10 protein-coding genes and 1 pseudogene are annotated in these 16,020 nt (G+C 48.7%); 6 read left to right on the forward strand and 5 right to left on the reverse strand.

The features are described from left to right. Positions 1–3: 3 nt before the first annotated feature. Complete coding sequence (locus tag BWI97_RS05580; RefSeq protein ID WP_146010876.1) at positions 4–1,248, reverse strand: hypothetical protein; 1,245 nt, start codon at positions 1,246–1,248, stop codon at positions 4–6. A 355-nt stretch (positions 1,249–1,603) separates the two neighbouring features. Between BWI97_RS05580 and argS the strand changes: the two genes are divergently transcribed. Further along, positions 1,604–3,385, forward strand: a complete 1,782-nt coding sequence (argS, locus tag BWI97_RS05585; protein ID WP_102200309.1) for an arginine--tRNA ligase — start codon at positions 1,604–1,606, stop codon at positions 3,383–3,385. A 322-nt stretch (positions 3,386–3,707) separates the two neighbouring features. Here argS and BWI97_RS05590 read toward each other — a convergent pair whose 3' ends face one another. Continuing rightward, positions 3,708–4,607 (reverse strand): RluA family pseudouridine synthase, encoded by a 900-nt coding sequence (locus BWI97_RS05590; protein ID WP_102200310.1) that lies wholly within the window; start codon positions 4,605–4,607, stop codon positions 3,708–3,710. Between the two features lie 210 nt (positions 4,608–4,817). Here BWI97_RS05590 and BWI97_RS05595 point away from each other — a divergent pair, with 210 nt between their 5' ends. From BWI97_RS05595 to BWI97_RS05605, 3 genes are all read left to right on the forward strand, one after another. Continuing rightward, a complete protein-coding gene (locus BWI97_RS05595; RefSeq protein ID WP_094813908.1) occupies positions 4,818–5,369 on the forward strand; it encodes a glutathione peroxidase in 552 nt (183 codons plus the stop codon). 157 nt (positions 5,370–5,526) lie between these two features. After that, positions 5,527–6,420 carry a 1,4-dihydroxy-2-naphthoate polyprenyltransferase gene (locus BWI97_RS05600; RefSeq protein ID WP_094813902.1) on the forward strand — a complete coding sequence of 298 codons (894 nt, stop codon included), beginning with the start codon at positions 5,527–5,529 and terminating at the stop codon, positions 6,418–6,420. Positions 6,421–6,591: 171 nt separating this feature from the next. After that, positions 6,592–7,917, forward strand: a complete 1,326-nt coding sequence (locus BWI97_RS05605) for a tetratricopeptide repeat protein (protein WP_102200311.1) — start codon at positions 6,592–6,594, stop codon at positions 7,915–7,917. Between the two features lie 84 nt (positions 7,918–8,001). Here BWI97_RS05605 and BWI97_RS05610 read toward each other — a convergent pair whose 3' ends face one another. Further along, positions 8,002–8,775: an AMP nucleosidase gene (locus tag BWI97_RS05610; RefSeq protein ID WP_094813906.1), complete on the reverse strand. Its 774-nt coding sequence runs from the start codon at positions 8,773–8,775 to the stop codon at positions 8,002–8,004. A 120-nt stretch (positions 8,776–8,895) separates the two neighbouring features. Here BWI97_RS05610 and BWI97_RS05615 point away from each other — a divergent pair, with 120 nt between their 5' ends. Then, entirely contained in the window at positions 8,896–9,351 is a 456-nt protein-coding gene (locus tag BWI97_RS05615; protein WP_102200312.1) for a type I restriction enzyme HsdR N-terminal domain-containing protein, read from the forward strand. Positions 9,352–9,540: 189 nt separating this feature from the next. Further along, positions 9,541–11,027 (forward strand): annotated as a pseudogene (locus tag BWI97_RS05620) (TonB-dependent receptor). A 477-nt stretch (positions 11,028–11,504) separates the two neighbouring features. On the opposite strand, the gene BWI97_RS05625 reads toward BWI97_RS05620, so the two are convergent. Then, positions 11,505–14,612 carry an efflux RND transporter permease subunit gene (locus BWI97_RS05625; RefSeq protein ID WP_102200313.1) on the reverse strand — a complete coding sequence of 1,036 codons (3,108 nt, stop codon included), beginning with the start codon at positions 14,610–14,612 and terminating at the stop codon, positions 11,505–11,507. 130 nt (positions 14,613–14,742) lie between these two features. Next, entirely contained in the window at positions 14,743–15,828 is a 1,086-nt protein-coding gene (locus BWI97_RS05630; RefSeq protein WP_158242695.1) for an efflux RND transporter periplasmic adaptor subunit, read from the reverse strand. Between the last annotated feature and the right edge of the window lie 192 nt (positions 15,829–16,020).

The following is a 16,020-nucleotide window of genomic DNA, read 5'->3' on the forward strand; positions in this document are numbered from 1 at the left end:
TTACTATCGACCTGGAAAATAACGGAACGAAATACCTGAGTTGCCGATGGTATAGGCAGGCGAAAAACTAAGACCCGTTTGAAAACGATTGACGGGTTCATTGCTGTAATCTTTCTGTTTATCCAAAGTCAAGTTGGCAGAGGCTATACTCAATGTACCAATATGAGCCGTAACGGCCCATCGATCCGTGAGTTGATATTGAATGGCAGGTCTGATCGATGGGTTAATGTCTAAGGAGTGTTCCGTAGTATTTTGCTCCAGATGTTTAGTCCGATTCATTGTGTAAAAACCCGTTAAATATACACTGCCAATTAAAGATAATTTTTTGCCTAACGGAAGGTAATGTTCCCGGAAAATAAACGCAGTAGCTCCGCCAAATTTCATAGAAGATGGAGGATATAACTCTGATTTAGCGTTTAGATTGGAGAAAATAGCGGATAAACCAAATCCTCTCGCTTGTTTGTCTGAAACAAACCGGGCCGTCGAAAAACCAATGTTTATGGATTGACTATTCGAAGAGTTAATTGCGGAGGGCTTAATGAAATTAAAATTGGAACTAAGGCGACCTTCCCAATAGCGTTGGCCTGCCGTGTAGGGCGTATTCTGGTCTGTTTCAAAGATTGTAGATTTGGAATTGCCACTGCGGATATAGCGGGTAATCCCCAGGGTAAAAAGCTGAGCAGACAAAGAAGATTCCAGCGAAACGGCGGTAGAGTGAGATTCAGGTTTGCTGCGTAGGTGACTCACCGAAAGTGTTCCCAGGTTTGCTTTGGCTTCCAGAGTCCAGTCATTTTTGTAGAAATAAGTGAGTCCGGCATTCAACGCTGCAAAAGCTGTGTAGGATTGCAGAAACGGGTTTTTGTAGTAATTGCCCGAGGATAATCCCAACTGGCTTTGTACGCCAACCGTACCTTCCGCAAACGCGTAAATTCCAGAAGTAATTGGAACATAACGGCGATTAAAGTAATTGATTTTCAATTGTGGTAGCCAACTCATTACTTCCGAATTAATCCCAAATCCTGGTGTAATACTCCAACCATGAGCCACATTTTCCCGAATAAATTTACCATACATTAATTCAAGCGAAATGTCGGAAGTATGATGGGTAGTTGAAGGATTTTTTAAAAATACATTCTGTGTAGTAAGCGTTGGTCGTATTCCCCGGAGTTTGGTTCCGGCAGGGAGCTGAGCAGAAGCTGGTGTTAGATGAATACAGAAAAGAGATAGGAGTAAAAGATAAAACTTCATAAGCGTAGATTGATATGATTTCCGTGAAGGTATAAACAGTTCTTAACTGAGGAATGTAATTAACACTATTTAACAGTTTATAACGTTCATGGATAAAGCTAAAGGGGATGCTTATTTCTCCTCAATAAAACTTATTAATTGATTCTTGATCAGGTATTAATCTTTGAAAAAAACGACGAAACAAAAGATTTGAGAAGCTGCAAAATCTTAGCTAATAAAAACCAGAACGTCAGCGGGTAAGGGGGGATTTATGGTTAGTTGAGCGGGAGGGGAAGGCATGAATCCTGTACTTTGTCAACCTTGGGATTAGCTCGGTGCCGCAATTCGTATAATTTTGCAGGGTTTTTGACTGACTATGAATCTCACCGAACAAATACAGGCCAGTCTGGCCGCGGCTCTCCGGCAGGAGTTTGACCTGGAGGTGGCTCCTTCGGAATTACAGCTGCAACCGACCAAAAAAGAATTTGAAGGCTTCTATACCTTCGTTTGCTTTCCTTACGCGAAGCAGCTGAAAAAAAGTCCCGTTGAAATCGGTACCAAACTGGGCGAGTACGTGCTGGCTCAGGGCGGAGTGGTTTCTGCCTTCAACGTTGTACAGGGTTTTCTGAACCTGAGCATTGCCGATCAGGTATGGCTGGAACTCTTCGGAACGATCCACGCGAATGAGCACTACGGCCAGCTACCCGCGAAGGGCGAAAAGGTAATGGTAGAATATTCGTCACCCAATACGAATAAACCCCTGCACCTGGGGCACCTGCGGAATAATTTTCTGGGCTACTCTATCGCTGAAATCTTGAAAATGAGCGGCTATGAGGTGATGAAAACCAACGTGGTAAACAACCGGGGTATTCACATCTGTAAGTCCATGCTGGCGTACCAGTTATTTGGTCACGGCGAGACACCCGCTACCAGCGACATCAAAGGCGATCATTTGGTTGGTAAATACTACGTGGCTTTCGATAAGGCTTACAAAGCTCAGATCGAAGAACTCGTAGCCGGTGGCATGGAAAAGGAAAAGGCCGAGAAGGAAGCCCCCTTGCTGAAGCAGGCCGAAGCCATGTTGCTGAAGTGGGAAGAAGGCGATCCGGCTACGATCGGCTTGTGGGAAATGATGAACAGCTGGGTATACGCCGGTTTTGACGAAACGTACCAGAAAATGGGCGTGAATTTCGACAAGATTTACTACGAATCGGATACGTACCTGCTAGGGAAAGACATCATCGAGGAAGGGCTGGAAAAAGGAGTATTCTACCGCCGTCCGGATAACTCGGTATGGATTGATCTGACGGCCGATGGATTGGATGAAAAGCTGGTGCTGCGTTCGAACGGTACTTCAGTATACATTACCCAGGACTTGGGATTGGCTGATTTAAAGGCCAAGGATTTTCCGATGCAGAAATCCGTATACGTGGTTGGTAACGAGCAGGATTACCACTTCAAAGTACTGTTCCTGATCATGCAGAAACTGGGACGACCCTACGCGGCCGGACTCTACCACCTGAGCTACGGCATGGTGGATCTGCCGAGTGGAAAAATGAAGTCCCGCGAGGGTACGGTAGTGGATGCCGACGATTTGATGAAGGAAATGAAGGAAACCGCCGAAGCCATGACGAAAGAACTGGGCAAAATCGACGGTTTTACGGAAGAAGAAGCCCAGTCGCTGTACCATACACTGGCGATGGGAGCCCTGAAATATTTCCTGTTGAAAGTTGATCCGAAAAAACGGATGCTGTTTAATCCGCAGGAAAGTGTAGATTTTCAGGGAAATACGGGTCCGTACATTCAGTACAACCACGCCCGGATCTGCTCGATCTTACGCAAGGCCGATCAATTGCAACTGACGCCTACCGCACCACAGAGCATTGACCTGCAATCGAGTGAACGTGATCTGATCTTTACGCTGAGTCAGTTCCCGCAACGGGTGGACGATGCGGCCAGTCTGTACAGTCCGGCTCTGATTGCCCAGTATGTGTACGATCTGGCCAAAACGTACAGCCAGTTCTTTAGTGAAGTACCCATTTTTGCGGAAGAAAATCTGGAGAAGAAACAATTCCGGGTGGCTTTATCGAAGTCCGTCGCAGAAGTGATTCGGAAGTCTATGAACCTGCTGGGCGTCACGGTACCGGAGCGGATGTAAGTAGGAGCGTCACAACAGCCGTTGCAACAACGGATGTTTTCGTGAACCGGCCGAAAGTCTCAAGACTTTCGGCCGGTTTTTTATTTGTACTAATTCAGAAAAAAGCTTTCAAAGCGACCTCTCCGGGAGGCGAGTTGTCCGTAGCATCCGCTACGGACTTTTTAGTTGGTAGGCTGTGCCTACCGGGCTGTACCGAGTTCTCCGCATTACGGGGCTATGCACATTGAACCCCTCCGGGGTTGACCTTGACTGAATAGAGAAGCCACTGGTAATGTAGCCCTCGTACAAGTATTTGTAACAGTCCCGACGATTGTCAAAAGCCCTACTTCACCACATCCAGAAACTTCCGCGGAATGGCCGTTTCAAAACGAAGTTGCTCGCCCGTAACCGGATGCTGAAAGGCCAGTACCCAGGCGTGTAGGCCCAGTCGATGGATCGGATCGTGTCTTGACTCGTACTTTTTGTCGCCAACGATGGGGTGACCAATACTCTGGAGGTGTACGCGAATCTGGTTCTTGCGACCCGTTTCCAGTTGTACTTTCAAGAGGGAAAAACGAGCGTTTTTCTGCAGAGTTTCGTAATGCGTCACGGCCGTTTGACCGCGTTCCGGATTTTGGGTCACGTACACCATCATGGACTTTTCACTTTCCACCAGATTGGTATTAATGACACCCGCCGGCTGACGCAGTACACCCGCCACCAGAGCCAGATAAATTCGTTCTTTCGTGGTAGACTGCCAGGATTCCTGTACTTTCTTCTGAATGGCTTCACTCTTGGCGAACATCATCAGGCCTGAAGTTTCACGGTCCAGGCGGTGAATGATGAAAATCTTGTTGCCGGGCTTCTTGGCTTTTACGTGCTCGCTCAGTAAGTGGTAGGCCGTCCGGCGTTTTTCCTTCTCCGTCGCCATGGAAAGTAGGCCAGCTTCTTTCTCAATGACGATCAGGTGTTCGTCTTCGAAAACGATTTTCAGACCGTCATACTTTCGCTCCTCGGGAGCTTTTGCCCAGCGGACTTTTACTTCCTGTCCCGGTTGTAAAACGTAGTTGTACTGAAACGTAACTTTCCCATCTACCAGTACCTGCTTGTCCCGCAACAGGGACTTGACGTTATTGCGATTCTTGGAAGGAAACTGCTTCAGTAGGAACGTCATCAGTTCTGCCGGCTCAGCAACAGCAAAGCGGGTATCTTCTTTTTTTTCGTATGGATTTTTCTTCTGCATGAATTCGAATTCTCAAAAAAACGAGCAACAAAGGTAAGAAGAAAGAACCGCCTGCGTTTCAGCAGCGAAGCACTGAACTTCTTGTATATTGCACAGAATTGGCTGACTCGCCGATTTGGCCAGTGAGGCAACCTTATGGATAAACTTTTCGTTTACTAGTCGAACTAATCAAACTCCTTATCGCATTTGATCATGGTAAAACTCATGCTTATGTTAGGAACCTTACTAACGGGCTTATTTGCCGATAAAAACGAGGCAGTGACCCGTCCGGAAAACATGGTGCCGGCTAAACAAACCCTGTACGATTTCAAGGTGAAGTCACTGGATGGCAAAGAAGTAGACTTGTCTAAGTACAAAGGCAAGAAAGTGATCATTCTGAATACGGCTTCCAAGTGTGGTTTCACTCCGCAGTACGCCGATTGGGAAAAATTCTACGAAGCCAACAAAGGTAAGGTAGAGGTACTCGGTTTCCCTTCCAATGATTTTGGTGGTCAGGAACCCGGTTCTGAAGAGGAAATTGGAGCTTTCTGCCAGAAAAACTATGGCGTAACGTTCCCCATGTTCTCCAAAGTAGCCACGAAAGGGGCCGAACAGGCTCCGCTGTACAAATGGTTGTCTACGAAAGACCTGAACGGCTGGAACGATAAAGTGCCGACCTGGAATTTCTGCAAGTACGTTATCAACGAAAAAGGCGAACTAACGCACTTCTTTGCTTCTAAAGTGAAACCCGATAGTCCGGAGTTTCTGGAAGCGATCAAGTAATCATTGCTTTGAACGAACGTTCTGCCGCTGCCAGCTCTTTTGCTGGCAGCACGCATTTTGGGCAAGTCCGGTGAACGCTTACTTTTGTATCCCCTTTGTTTCCTGAACACCAACAGAGCGTCTATACCGAGACACTTTTATTAAACTCCGCAAGCATATGCGTTCCTGGATTTCGGCAGCCCGCCCCCGTACCCTGCCTCTGTCCCTTTCCTGCATCCTGATGGGCAGTTTTCTGGCCGCCGCTCAGGGTGGTTTTCGCTGGTCCGTTTTTGGTCTGGCCGTCCTGACGACCGTTCTGTTGCAGGTACTTTCCAATTTTGCTAACGATTACGGAGACAGCGTTTCGGGTCTCGACAACGATGAGCGAAAAGTAGCTACGCGGGCCGTACAAACCGGTGCCATCACCAAAGAACAGATGCGTACGGCCATCCTTTCTTTTTCGGTACTGACGCTAGCGTCGGGCCTATGGCTGCTGTATATCGCCCTCGAAGGCGGTACGGGCCAGGAGTTCTGGTACTTTCTGGGCCTCGGCATTCTCTGCATCATTGCGGCGATTACGTACACGGTTGGAAAACGACCGTACGGGTATGCCGGTCTGGGTGATTTGTCGGTACTGATGTTTTTTGGTTGGGTAGGTGTGCTGGGTACGTATTACCTGCATACCCGTTCGCTCGACTGGAGTATTCTGCTGCCCGCCACCAGTTGCGGCGTATTTGCGGTAGGGGTACTGAATATTAATAATATCCGGGACCTGGATAACGACCGTCGGAACGGAAAAAATTCGATTCCTGTACGGCTGGGAGCCGCTCGGGCGAAAACCTATCACTGGCTGTTGCTGAGTACAGGACTGGTATGTGCGGCGGCCTATGTCATTCTGGAGCATCCCAACTGGAGCAGTTACCTGTTTCTGCTCACACTTCCGCTATTCTGGAAAATAGCCAGTGGCGTACAGAAAGGACAACGACCCGAAGAAATTGATCCGTATCTGAAACGAATGTCGCTTTCTACGCTTTTGTTTGTCATTCTCTTCGGAATCGGGCAGTTGCTTTAATGTCTGAAGATGGCTAAAATCAAGCTGACTAGGGGTTGAGTAAAAGGCGTTGGAAAATGGTTTGCTTCCTTTTTTTCATCCGAAGAATATACCTTTGTATACCCATACCAAAACAGTCAGCACTACCTAGCTAATGAAGATACCTATAGCGTACACATTTAAATCTGCTTGATGAAAAGACATTTCCTTGCTATTCTTCTGACGCTTTTCTGGGCGTCAGAACTGCAAGCCCAAACCCCGACCGAGTTTTTCAGTCGCGGGTTGCAAAAGAGTAAAACGAATGATTACAAAGGTGCCCTGGCGGATTTTAGTCAGGTCATCAGTATGACGCCCGAAAACCCGCAGGCGTACTACAATCGAGGCTTGTGCAAAGCCCTGCTGGATGATCATCCGGGAGCCATTCAGGATTATGATCGGGCCATTTCCCTGAAAGCCAATTATTACGACGCTTTGCTGGCTCGTGGTGATAGTCGTTACAAACAAAATGAGTATCAGGCGGCTCTCACGGACCTGAACAAAGCCGTAGAAATGGACGCGACGGATAGCCGGGCGTACCTCAACCGGGGGATGATTCGGAGTAAGCTGGAGTACTACCAGGCAGCGATTCAGGACTTTACGAACGTAATTGAACTGCAACCGGAAAACATTCAGGCTTATTATGCTCGCGGCTTGTGCAAAAACAGGCTGGGTGAATATCAGGCAGCCTTGAAAGATTTAACCCACGTAAGTCAGCTCAACTCGCGACTACCGCAGGTATACCTGGCCCGGGCCTTTACCTATACCAAACTTTCGAACCCTAAAGCTGCCGTAGCCGACTATAATACGGCCATTACCCTGGATCCTGAAAACGTGGATTCGTATTGTCAGCGGGGTTTTGGAAAGTATCAGGTATATGATTACAAAGGAGCCCTGGCTGATTTTGAAAAAGCCTTATCGATGGATCCGGAAAATGCCATGGCGTTTTACGGCCGGGGGCTGGCCAAAACCCGGACCGGAGCTTCGAAAGAGGCCATCGAGGATTTGACCCGGGCCATTGAAGTAGATAATATGCTGGAAGCTAAGCCCGTATACGGAGGAGCGATTTCCAAGAACGTGCTGGATAACCTGCGGAATGCTATCGTGGATAACAGTCGGATGCAGGAATTTTCGAACGAACGGGCTGAAGCGTACGAAGTGCGGGGAATGAGCAAGTACAAAATGGGCGACGCCCGAGCCGCTATTCTGGACTTATCGAAAGCGATTGAATTGAATCCGATTTATCCGGAAGCGTACTTTCACCGGGCCTTGGCTCGCTCAGCTATGAATGAACAAGCAGGGGCCATCCAGGATTGTTCCAATGCCATCCGTTTCAATGCCGCTTATGCCGAGGCGTATTACCTGCGGGGCCTGATTCGGCACAGCCAGGGCGATGAAAGCAAGGGATGTATGGATTTAAGCCGGGCCAGTGAACTAGGCTACAAAGCCGCGGCTCCCGCTCGCAAGCAATACTGCAAATAGCAAACCGGTTAAAACAGAAAGTCGCAGGTAGACCCCGGATATGATTCGGGACTTACCTGCGACTTTCTGTTTTTTTATAAGCGACTACTCAAACCGTAAGTGTTTCACGGAACCACCTGACTGAGCCAGTTCTTCCAGTGAATCAATGCCAATTTGCAGGTGCTTTTCGACGAACTGAGACGTTACCTTCTTATCGCTTTCTTCCGTCTTAACGCCCTCGGGAATCATGGGGTTATCGGATACGAGTAGTAAGGCTCCGTGAGGAATCTGATTAACGAAACCTACTGCGAAAATCGTAGCCGTTTCCATGTCTACGGCCATCGCACGGGTCTGTCGGAGGTACTCTTTGAATTTTTCGTCGTGTTCCCAGACCCGACGGTTGGTCGTATACACGGTGCCTGTCCAGTAATCCATCCCGTTCTTCACAATCATGGATGATACGGCCCGTTGTAACCGGAAGGAGGGGAGAGCCGGAATTTCGGGGGGCATGTAGTCATTACTCGTACCTTCGCCACGAATGGCGGCAATGGGCAATACCAGGTCACCTAATTGCGTATGTTTCTTAAGGCCGCCACATTTTCCCAGGAAAAGTACGGCTTTGGGATGAATCGCCGAAAGTAAATCCATGATGGTTGCCGCTACCGGGCTACCCATACCGAAGTTAATGATAGTAATTTGGCCCGCCGAAGCCGTTTGCATGGCTTTGCCAACCCCACGGATTTCTACGCCGTAGCGTTCCGCGAACATTTCAACGTAATTGTGGAAATTAGTTAGTAGAATATACGGACGAAATTCTTCTAAGGGAGTTCCTGTATAACGAGGCAGCCAGTTGCCGACAATTTCTTCTTTCGTTTTCATAAGCTATAATGAGTCAATCGGACAAGTATAAGTCATACGATTGATTGGGGTATTAAGAAATAGTAAAATTTGGCAAAAGTACTAAAAAAATCTGAATCTGTTAAATTATTCAAGTCGATTATGGTTAACTTGAACTTGCCCGCCTACGAATATCAGCTTCGGGAGTGGGAAGGGCTGACGCAGATTTTCTGTGGATTGCGGAAAAAATGGCTGGTACTGACGCCCGAAGAATGGGTGCGTCAGCATTTTGTGGCCTTGCTCGTCGGGACGTACGCGTACCCGAAAAGTTTATTGAAAATTGAAGGTGGCCTGAGTGTATACAAGACCGCCAAGCGTTCCGATCTGGTGATGTACGACCGGGATGGTCTGCCTTTTTTACTCGTAGAATGCAAAGCTCCGGAAGTGAAAATCACCACTCCCGTGCTGGAACAGGCCCTGCGGTACAATCACGTCATCAAGGCTCCTTATGTAGCCCTGAGTAACGGCATGGAACATTTCGTATTTCAACTGGATCCGGCAGGGAAGTTGAGTCGCCTGACGGATTTGCCCACGTTCGGGAAAAAGGATACGGACTGAACCTTTGCGGGAAAGTATGGTACTTTAAGCATACCTGTGCAGAGGACCGGCAACGTATCTATACTGTTTAGCAAGAATACGTTTTTATTATTGACAGGTTAAAGCCTCAGGGCCTAACTTAGTTGCTGAAACAAACGACAACGAGTTTTGCGAGTACCCCATACCCGCAGGAATCTATCGGTTTTGATTATGCCATCATCAACGTACGAATATTTAGGTACCAAGCAAAAAGCTCTTAAAATCAACCTCGACAAGCGAATTTATGGTTCGTACGCCGAGATTGGAGCTGGACAGGAAGTCGCCGCGAATTTCTTTAAGGCCGGTGGTGCTTCGGGTACGATTGCCAAAACGATGTCGGCCTACGATATGACCTTTTCCAACGCCATTTATGGCCTTGAAGAAAGTGGCCGGTATGTCGTCGAAAGCCGACTCATGAAAATGCTTCGGCATGAATACGATCTGCTGATCGAACGATTGGATCAAAAGCGGGGAGCAGACACCTGCTTTTTTTCGTTTGCTGATACAGTAGTCGCGTTGAATTACCACAAGACCAACGAGTCGCACGGCTGGGTTGGCTTACGGTTTCAGCTCTCGCCGCAGTCGGAGCCCAATGATGTAATTATTCACGTTCGGATGCTCGACAACGACGCTATTCTGCAACAGCAGGCATTGGGTATCATCGGGGTAAACCTGATTTACGGGTGTTATTACTACCACCAGATGCCCGAAATTCTGCTCCGTTCGCTCATGGATGACCTGACGACCGAACGGATTGAAATTGACATGATTCGCTTCAACGGCCCGGATTTTAAGAAAGTCGATAACCGGTTGATGAGTCTGTATCTGGTGAAAAATGGTTTTACCAACGCGGCACTTTTTGGACCGAACGGACAAAATTTGCAACCCGCCGATACGCTATATAAAAAGCATATTGCGGTGATTCGGGGACGGTTTCGGCCCTTTGCATTGGTGCATCAGGATATGTTACAGAACGGCGTAGCCCAGTTTCTGGAAGACCCTGAAGTAGATCCTAACCGGGTGGTCGTACTAACGGAGCTAACCCTGCAAAACCTGCGGGACGGTGACGATATCAACGAAAAAGACTTCCTGGACCGGGTTGACATTCTGGGGAAACTGGGCCTGACGGTCATGGTTTCCAACTATACCGAATATTACAAGCTGATTTCCTATTTGGCGAAGCTGACCAAGCTGAAAATCGGTCTGATTAGTGGTATACCAACCTGGAATTCATCTTCGACGAACAGCATTACGCCAACCTGCCGGGGGGAATTCTGGAAGCCTTTGCGACGCTCTTTAGCCGGAAAGTCAAGTTGTATGTGTACCCGGCCTTGCGGCCCGACGGTACGCTGGCCAACTGCTTCAAATTCCAGTTGCCCTTCCAGCTCCGGGATTTATTTAGTTATCTGATTTCCAATAATAAAATTGAAGACATTCGAAGCTTCAACAAACTCAACCTACACATTCAGTCCGATCGCGTACTATCGATGATCAAGGCTGCCGAAGAAGGCTGGGAACAGTACGTACCCACCGAAGTTGCGGCGATGATCAAGGATAAATGCCTGTTTGGTTTCCCATGCGTCGTGTACCCGAAAGAGGAAGAACCCGTGGAGAGTGCCAACACCTTTTTCACTTCGGAAAAAGAAGATACGCAATAAGGTAGTTTTCCTACAAAGCGAGAAGGCCCGGAAGTCAAACTTCCGGGCCTTCTCGCTTTATGATGGTTTAATTATGTCGTTTTGAACAGACCGGGTTCGGTACTCCTTGCTGGCTGGTTAGTAGCCTATCAGCATTCCATGCCCGGCCATTCCACACCTAACGATAGCTTGCTATGGGCCACTGCGTTGCAGCTATCGCAGGTCGTTCAGTTGCCCCTATGGAATGGCTCAATGGCGGGAGAGTTTTCCTCCGCTAACATAGTTGTTGGTTATTATCGAATTGGTATCGTCGACGGCATAAACCCGAACCCCGTCCTATCGCGATAAGCCACCTGCCATTCCATGGTGGCTCCCTCAGCAATGCGGTGGCCTGGAGCAAGAGGAAGTGAGTGGCGTTCGCGATACGGACTAAAAGATCAGCCGTCTCAACAGGACGAACAACGCATCTATTAAAATCTTTACTGAATAAAATTCAAATTACACTAACGTCATTTCCGGTTCCGTTACCTTGCCATTTTGCTTGGTAGGGGTTACGTCTTTCCGGCGGGACATCATCGCGTATACGGCAGGAATGACGTACAGCGTCAGCATCAAAGAGAACATGATACCACCGACAATCACAATCCCGAGTGGAATACGGCTTGTGGCTGCGGCTCCCAGCGACAAGGCAATCGGCAAGGCTCCCAGTGCCATGGCTAAGCTGGTCATCAAAATCGGGCGTAAACGCATGGTAGCGGCGGTGATGGCGGCTTCTACTTTACTCAGGCCCTCTTTCCGTTGCTCGTTGGCAAATTCCACAATCAAAATACCGTTTTTCGTAACCAGACCCACCAGCATGATCATACCGATCTGCGAGAAAATATTCAGCGTCTGATCAAACAGCCAGAGTGAAAGCAAAGCTCCGGCCAGGGCCAGCGGTACGGTAATCATGATGATAATCGGATCAAGAAAACTTTCGAACTGAGCCGCCAGAATCAGGTAAATCAAGACCAGGGCCAGTAAGAAAGCGAAAGATGTATTCGACGAACTTTCAGCAAAATCCCGCGAAGCACCCGTCAAAGCCGTAGCAAACCCCTGCTCACTCAGCTTCAATTGCTGGGCCACCGCCTGCATGGCTTTGATCCCATCGGCAATGGTCATACCCGGAGCCAGACCGGCCGAGATGGTCGCGGACTTGTACCGGTTGTAGTGGTACAATTGCGGAGGCGTCGTGGATTCGGTGATGTGTACGAGGTTATCCAGCTGAATGGCCTCACCGCGACTATTTTTAACGTATAAGGTCTGTAAGTCAACGGGTTGCGAACGGTCCTTGCGGTATACTTCACCCATGACCTGATACTGCTTGCCATTCCGCGTGAAGTAGCCGTAGCGACGGTTACTGTAGGCGAGTTGCATGGTTTCGGAAATATCGGCTACCGATACACCCAGCTCACTGGCTTTGGCCCGGTCGATTTCCACGCGTAACTCGGGCTTGTTGAATTTCAGGTCAATATCTACCCCTTGCAAGGAAGGATGCTGATTGGCCGCTTCCAGAAATTTCGGTAGCATGGCTTTCAGCTTTTCAAAATCATTGTGCTGAATAACGAAGGATACGGGTAGACCACCACGACGGTTTACCGCAATAGTCTGTTCCTGAACGGCGAAAGCTTTTCCTTCGGGGAAATTCTTCGTGTTCCGGTTGATCATCTCCACAATCTGCTGCTGACTCCGCTCGCGTTCGTTGATTTCCTTCAAACCAATCCGAATGGTACCCGAGTTGACCGAGCCCGCTCCGGAGAAGCCGGGAGCCGTAATGCTCATGACAATTCGTTTTTCGGGTACGGAATCGATTACAAACTGGGTCAGGCGACTCATGTAGTCATCCATATAATCGTAAGCTGTACCTTCGGGAGCCGTAACGGACAGACGGAACTGACTACGATCTTCCAGCGGAGCCAGCTCCGACTGAATAGTATTGAACAAGACGTACGTCAGACCAAAACAGGCTGCGATGATTCCCCAGGCGAGCCATTTTACCTTCATGAAACTGGCCAGTGTATCGTGATAACCTTTATCCATCCACTGGAAGAAAGGCTCCGTTTTATCGTAGAACCAGGAGTTTTTGTGCTGCTTCCGTGACATGATCACGTTCAGTACTGGCGTCAGCGTCAGGGATACGAAGGCCGAAATCAATACGGCTCCGGCTACGACAATCCCGAATTCCCGGAACAAACGACCGACGAACCCTTCCAGGAAGATAATGGGCAGGAATACGAAGGCCAGCGTAATCGAGGTCGAAATAACGGCGAAAAAGATTTCTTCCGAACCTTCCTTGGCGGCCTGCATCCGGGGCATACCGGCTTCGAGTTTCTTGAAAATGTTTTCCGTTACGACAATCCCGTCATCGACGACCAGACCCGTGGCCAGTACAATCGCCAGCATCGTCAGAATGTTGATCGTAAAGCCGAAAATGTACATGATGAAAAAGGCTCCCACCAGCGATACCGGAATGTCAATCAGGGGGCGGAAGGCGATGGCCCAGTCCCGGAAGAACAGGTAGATAATAATAACAACCAGTACCAGCGAGATTAAGAGCGTTTCTTCAACTTCTTCAATGGAGCGTTTGATGAAACGCGTATTGTCCAGAGCAATATCCAGGTGGATGTCTTTCGGCAAATCCTTTTTGATTTCCTCCAGACGCTTGTAGAAATCGTCGGCAATGGCTACGTAGTTCGAACCCGGTTGCGGCACAATCGCCATACCGATCATGGCGACGCCGTTGCCCCGCATGGCGGTTTCTTCGTTTTCCGGACCGAGTACGGCTTCACCAATGTCCGAAAAGCGAACTACCTGACTATTCTGGTTGCGAAGAATGATGTTGTTGAACTCTTCTTCCGTCGTCAATCGACCAAACGTACGGATACTTAATTCCGTCGCATTACCAGCAATTTTACCGGAGGGAAGTTCGACGTTTTCCCGATTCAAAGCATTTAGTACATCAACGCCGGTAATGTTGTAGGCAGCCATTTTAGCCGGATCGAGCCACAACCGCATGGCGTAGCGTTTCTCGCCCCAAATCTGAATGCTACTGACGCCTGGAATCGTTTGCAGGCGTTCCTGCAAAACGTTAGTACCGTAATCGTTAATTTCCAGAATGTTCCGCGTCGTACTTTGAACGGTCATCGTAATGATGGCGTCCGAGTTGGCATCCGCCTTGTTCACAACGGGCGGGGCATCAAGGTCATTCGGTAACTGCCGCTGGGCCTGGGCTACTTTATCACGTACGTCATTAGCGGCCGCTTCGAGGTTGGCTTCCAGGTTAAATTCAACGGTAATATTACTCGTTCCCTGGCTGCTGGACGAAGAAATCGAGCGTACCCCGGCAATCCCGTTGATGGCTTTTTCCAGTGGTTCGGTAATCTGTGATTCAATAATATCGGCGTTAGCCCCGGCGTAACTGGTACGCACGTTGATAATGGGCGGGTCAATCGCCGGGAAATCCCGAACGCCCAGAAACGTAAAGCCGACGTAGCCGAACAACACAATGATGATGTTCATCACGATGGCCAGTACGGGGCGACTTAGGGACAAAGAGGGTAAGCTCATACGTGGATCTTTTACACTATAACCAGTTCAATAGATCAGTAGTACGGGAAGATATTTAGGCCGCTGAAACACAGAGATCTATGAAATACGTGTGCCACTCTTCCGTGCGTTTAGATAGGAATGCGTACTGCTACTTTTTTACATTTCTGATCTTCAGCGGAGCATCCGGTTTAATCTGAAGAATACCGCTGATCACCACCGTATCTCCGGCCTGAATGCCGTTGACCACCTGTACTTTAGTGTCGGTGCGGATGCCAGTTTCTACCGTTACGAACGAAGCCTTGCCCCCGCGGGAAACGACCACCTGTTTATCTTTGGTACCTGGAATAATTGCCTGTGAGGGTACCAGTAAGGCTTCAGGTGTTTCGCCGAGCTGGAGGTTCACTTTGGCAAACTGGCCGGGACGGAGCTGATTGTTGGCATTAGGTACCAGTGCCCGCAGTTTGATGGTACGGGTGGTCAGGTCGATTTTGGGTTCGATGGCGTAAACCTTTCCCTGAAATTCCGTACGCTCGCTCGCTACGTTGAAACGAACGCCGTCGCCAATGTGGACGACATCCGAATATTTTTCGGGAATCGAGAAATCAACTTTCAGGGGATTGGTTTGCTGAAAACTGGCGATGACCGTGGTGGGCGAAACGATGGCTCCTTCACTCACGTACCGCAGACCAATCTTGCCCGCAAAGGGAGCCCGGATTTCCGTACGTTGTAATTGAGCGTTGGCTACGGCCAGATCCGCGTCGTAGGCTTCAACCTGGGATTGGGCCACGTCCACTTCCTGCTTACTGACGCCTTCGCGTTCGAGCAGGTACTGCAGACGTTCGAGCGATTTCTGAGCCAGTTTCCGCTGGGTTTTTACTTTCAGTACCTGAGCAGAAAGATCGGCATCGAAGAGTTTAATCAATAGGGCTCCTTTGGGTACGGGCTGGCCTTCTTTGAAGTAGATTTTCACGACCCGGGCGTTGATTTCCGGCTGTAGCGAAAGCTCTTCGTTGCTTTGTAGCGTACCTGTCGTTTCAATACTGTTACTTAATTTTTCGGTACTAACTACGTATCCATCCACCGAAAGTGGCCGGGCTGGACCACCGCCTCCTCCTGCACGCTCATTTCCGGCTTTTTTCTGTTCAGTACGATTCAATTTGCCATAAACCAGATACCCAATGCCGCCAACAATGACAACCACGAGTAACCAGCGAACAAGGCTTGATGATTTCATAAGGTTTGTAAACAAATACATCCAGCTTCGGAAAGAAGTCGGAAGAAGAATGGGAGGTTAACTATTAAATATTGTACGAAAATAACAGATTTTTAGGCGTATTGATGGGGGAAGCCGGAGAGGGAGTTCCGGTTTTCCAAAATCCAAAGACCAAGCAGGGGAGGAGTATGAAAAACTCCCGTAGTTTTGCGA

Origin of the sequence: Siphonobacter sp. BAB-5405 (assembly GCF_002872335.1) — a bacterium.
Lineage (GTDB): Bacteria > Bacteroidota > Bacteroidia > Cytophagales > Spirosomataceae > Siphonobacter.

Bases quoted from the DNA above. Each gene is read 5' to 3' on its own strand.
- BWI97_RS05595 (WP_094813908.1), top strand. From the start codon at position 4,818: ATGTTAGGAACCTTACTAACGGGCTTATTTGCCGATAAAAACGAGGCA.
- BWI97_RS05580 (WP_146010876.1), bottom strand. From the start codon at position 1,248: ATGAAGTTTTATCTTTTACTCCTATCTCTTTTCTGTATTCATCTAACA.
- BWI97_RS05605 (WP_102200311.1), top strand. From the start codon at position 6,592: ATGAAAAGACATTTCCTTGCTATTCTTCTGACGCTTTTCTGGGCGTCA.
- BWI97_RS05590 (WP_102200310.1), bottom strand. From the start codon at position 4,607: ATGCAGAAGAAAAATCCATACGAAAAAAAAGAAGATACCCGCTTTGCT.
- BWI97_RS05600 (WP_094813902.1), top strand. From the start codon at position 5,527: ATGCGTTCCTGGATTTCGGCAGCCCGCCCCCGTACCCTGCCTCTGTCC.
- BWI97_RS05610 (WP_094813906.1), bottom strand. From the start codon at position 8,775: ATGAAAACGAAAGAAGAAATTGTCGGCAACTGGCTGCCTCGTTATACA.
- BWI97_RS05630 (WP_158242695.1), bottom strand. From the start codon at position 15,828: ATGAAATCATCAAGCCTTGTTCGCTGGTTACTCGTGGTTGTCATTGTT.
- BWI97_RS05615 (WP_102200312.1), top strand. From the start codon at position 8,896: ATGGTTAACTTGAACTTGCCCGCCTACGAATATCAGCTTCGGGAGTGG.
- BWI97_RS05625 (WP_102200313.1), bottom strand. From the start codon at position 14,612: ATGAGCTTACCCTCTTTGTCCCTAAGTCGCCCCGTACTGGCCATCGTG.
- argS (WP_102200309.1), top strand. From the start codon at position 1,604: ATGAATCTCACCGAACAAATACAGGCCAGTCTGGCCGCGGCTCTCCGG.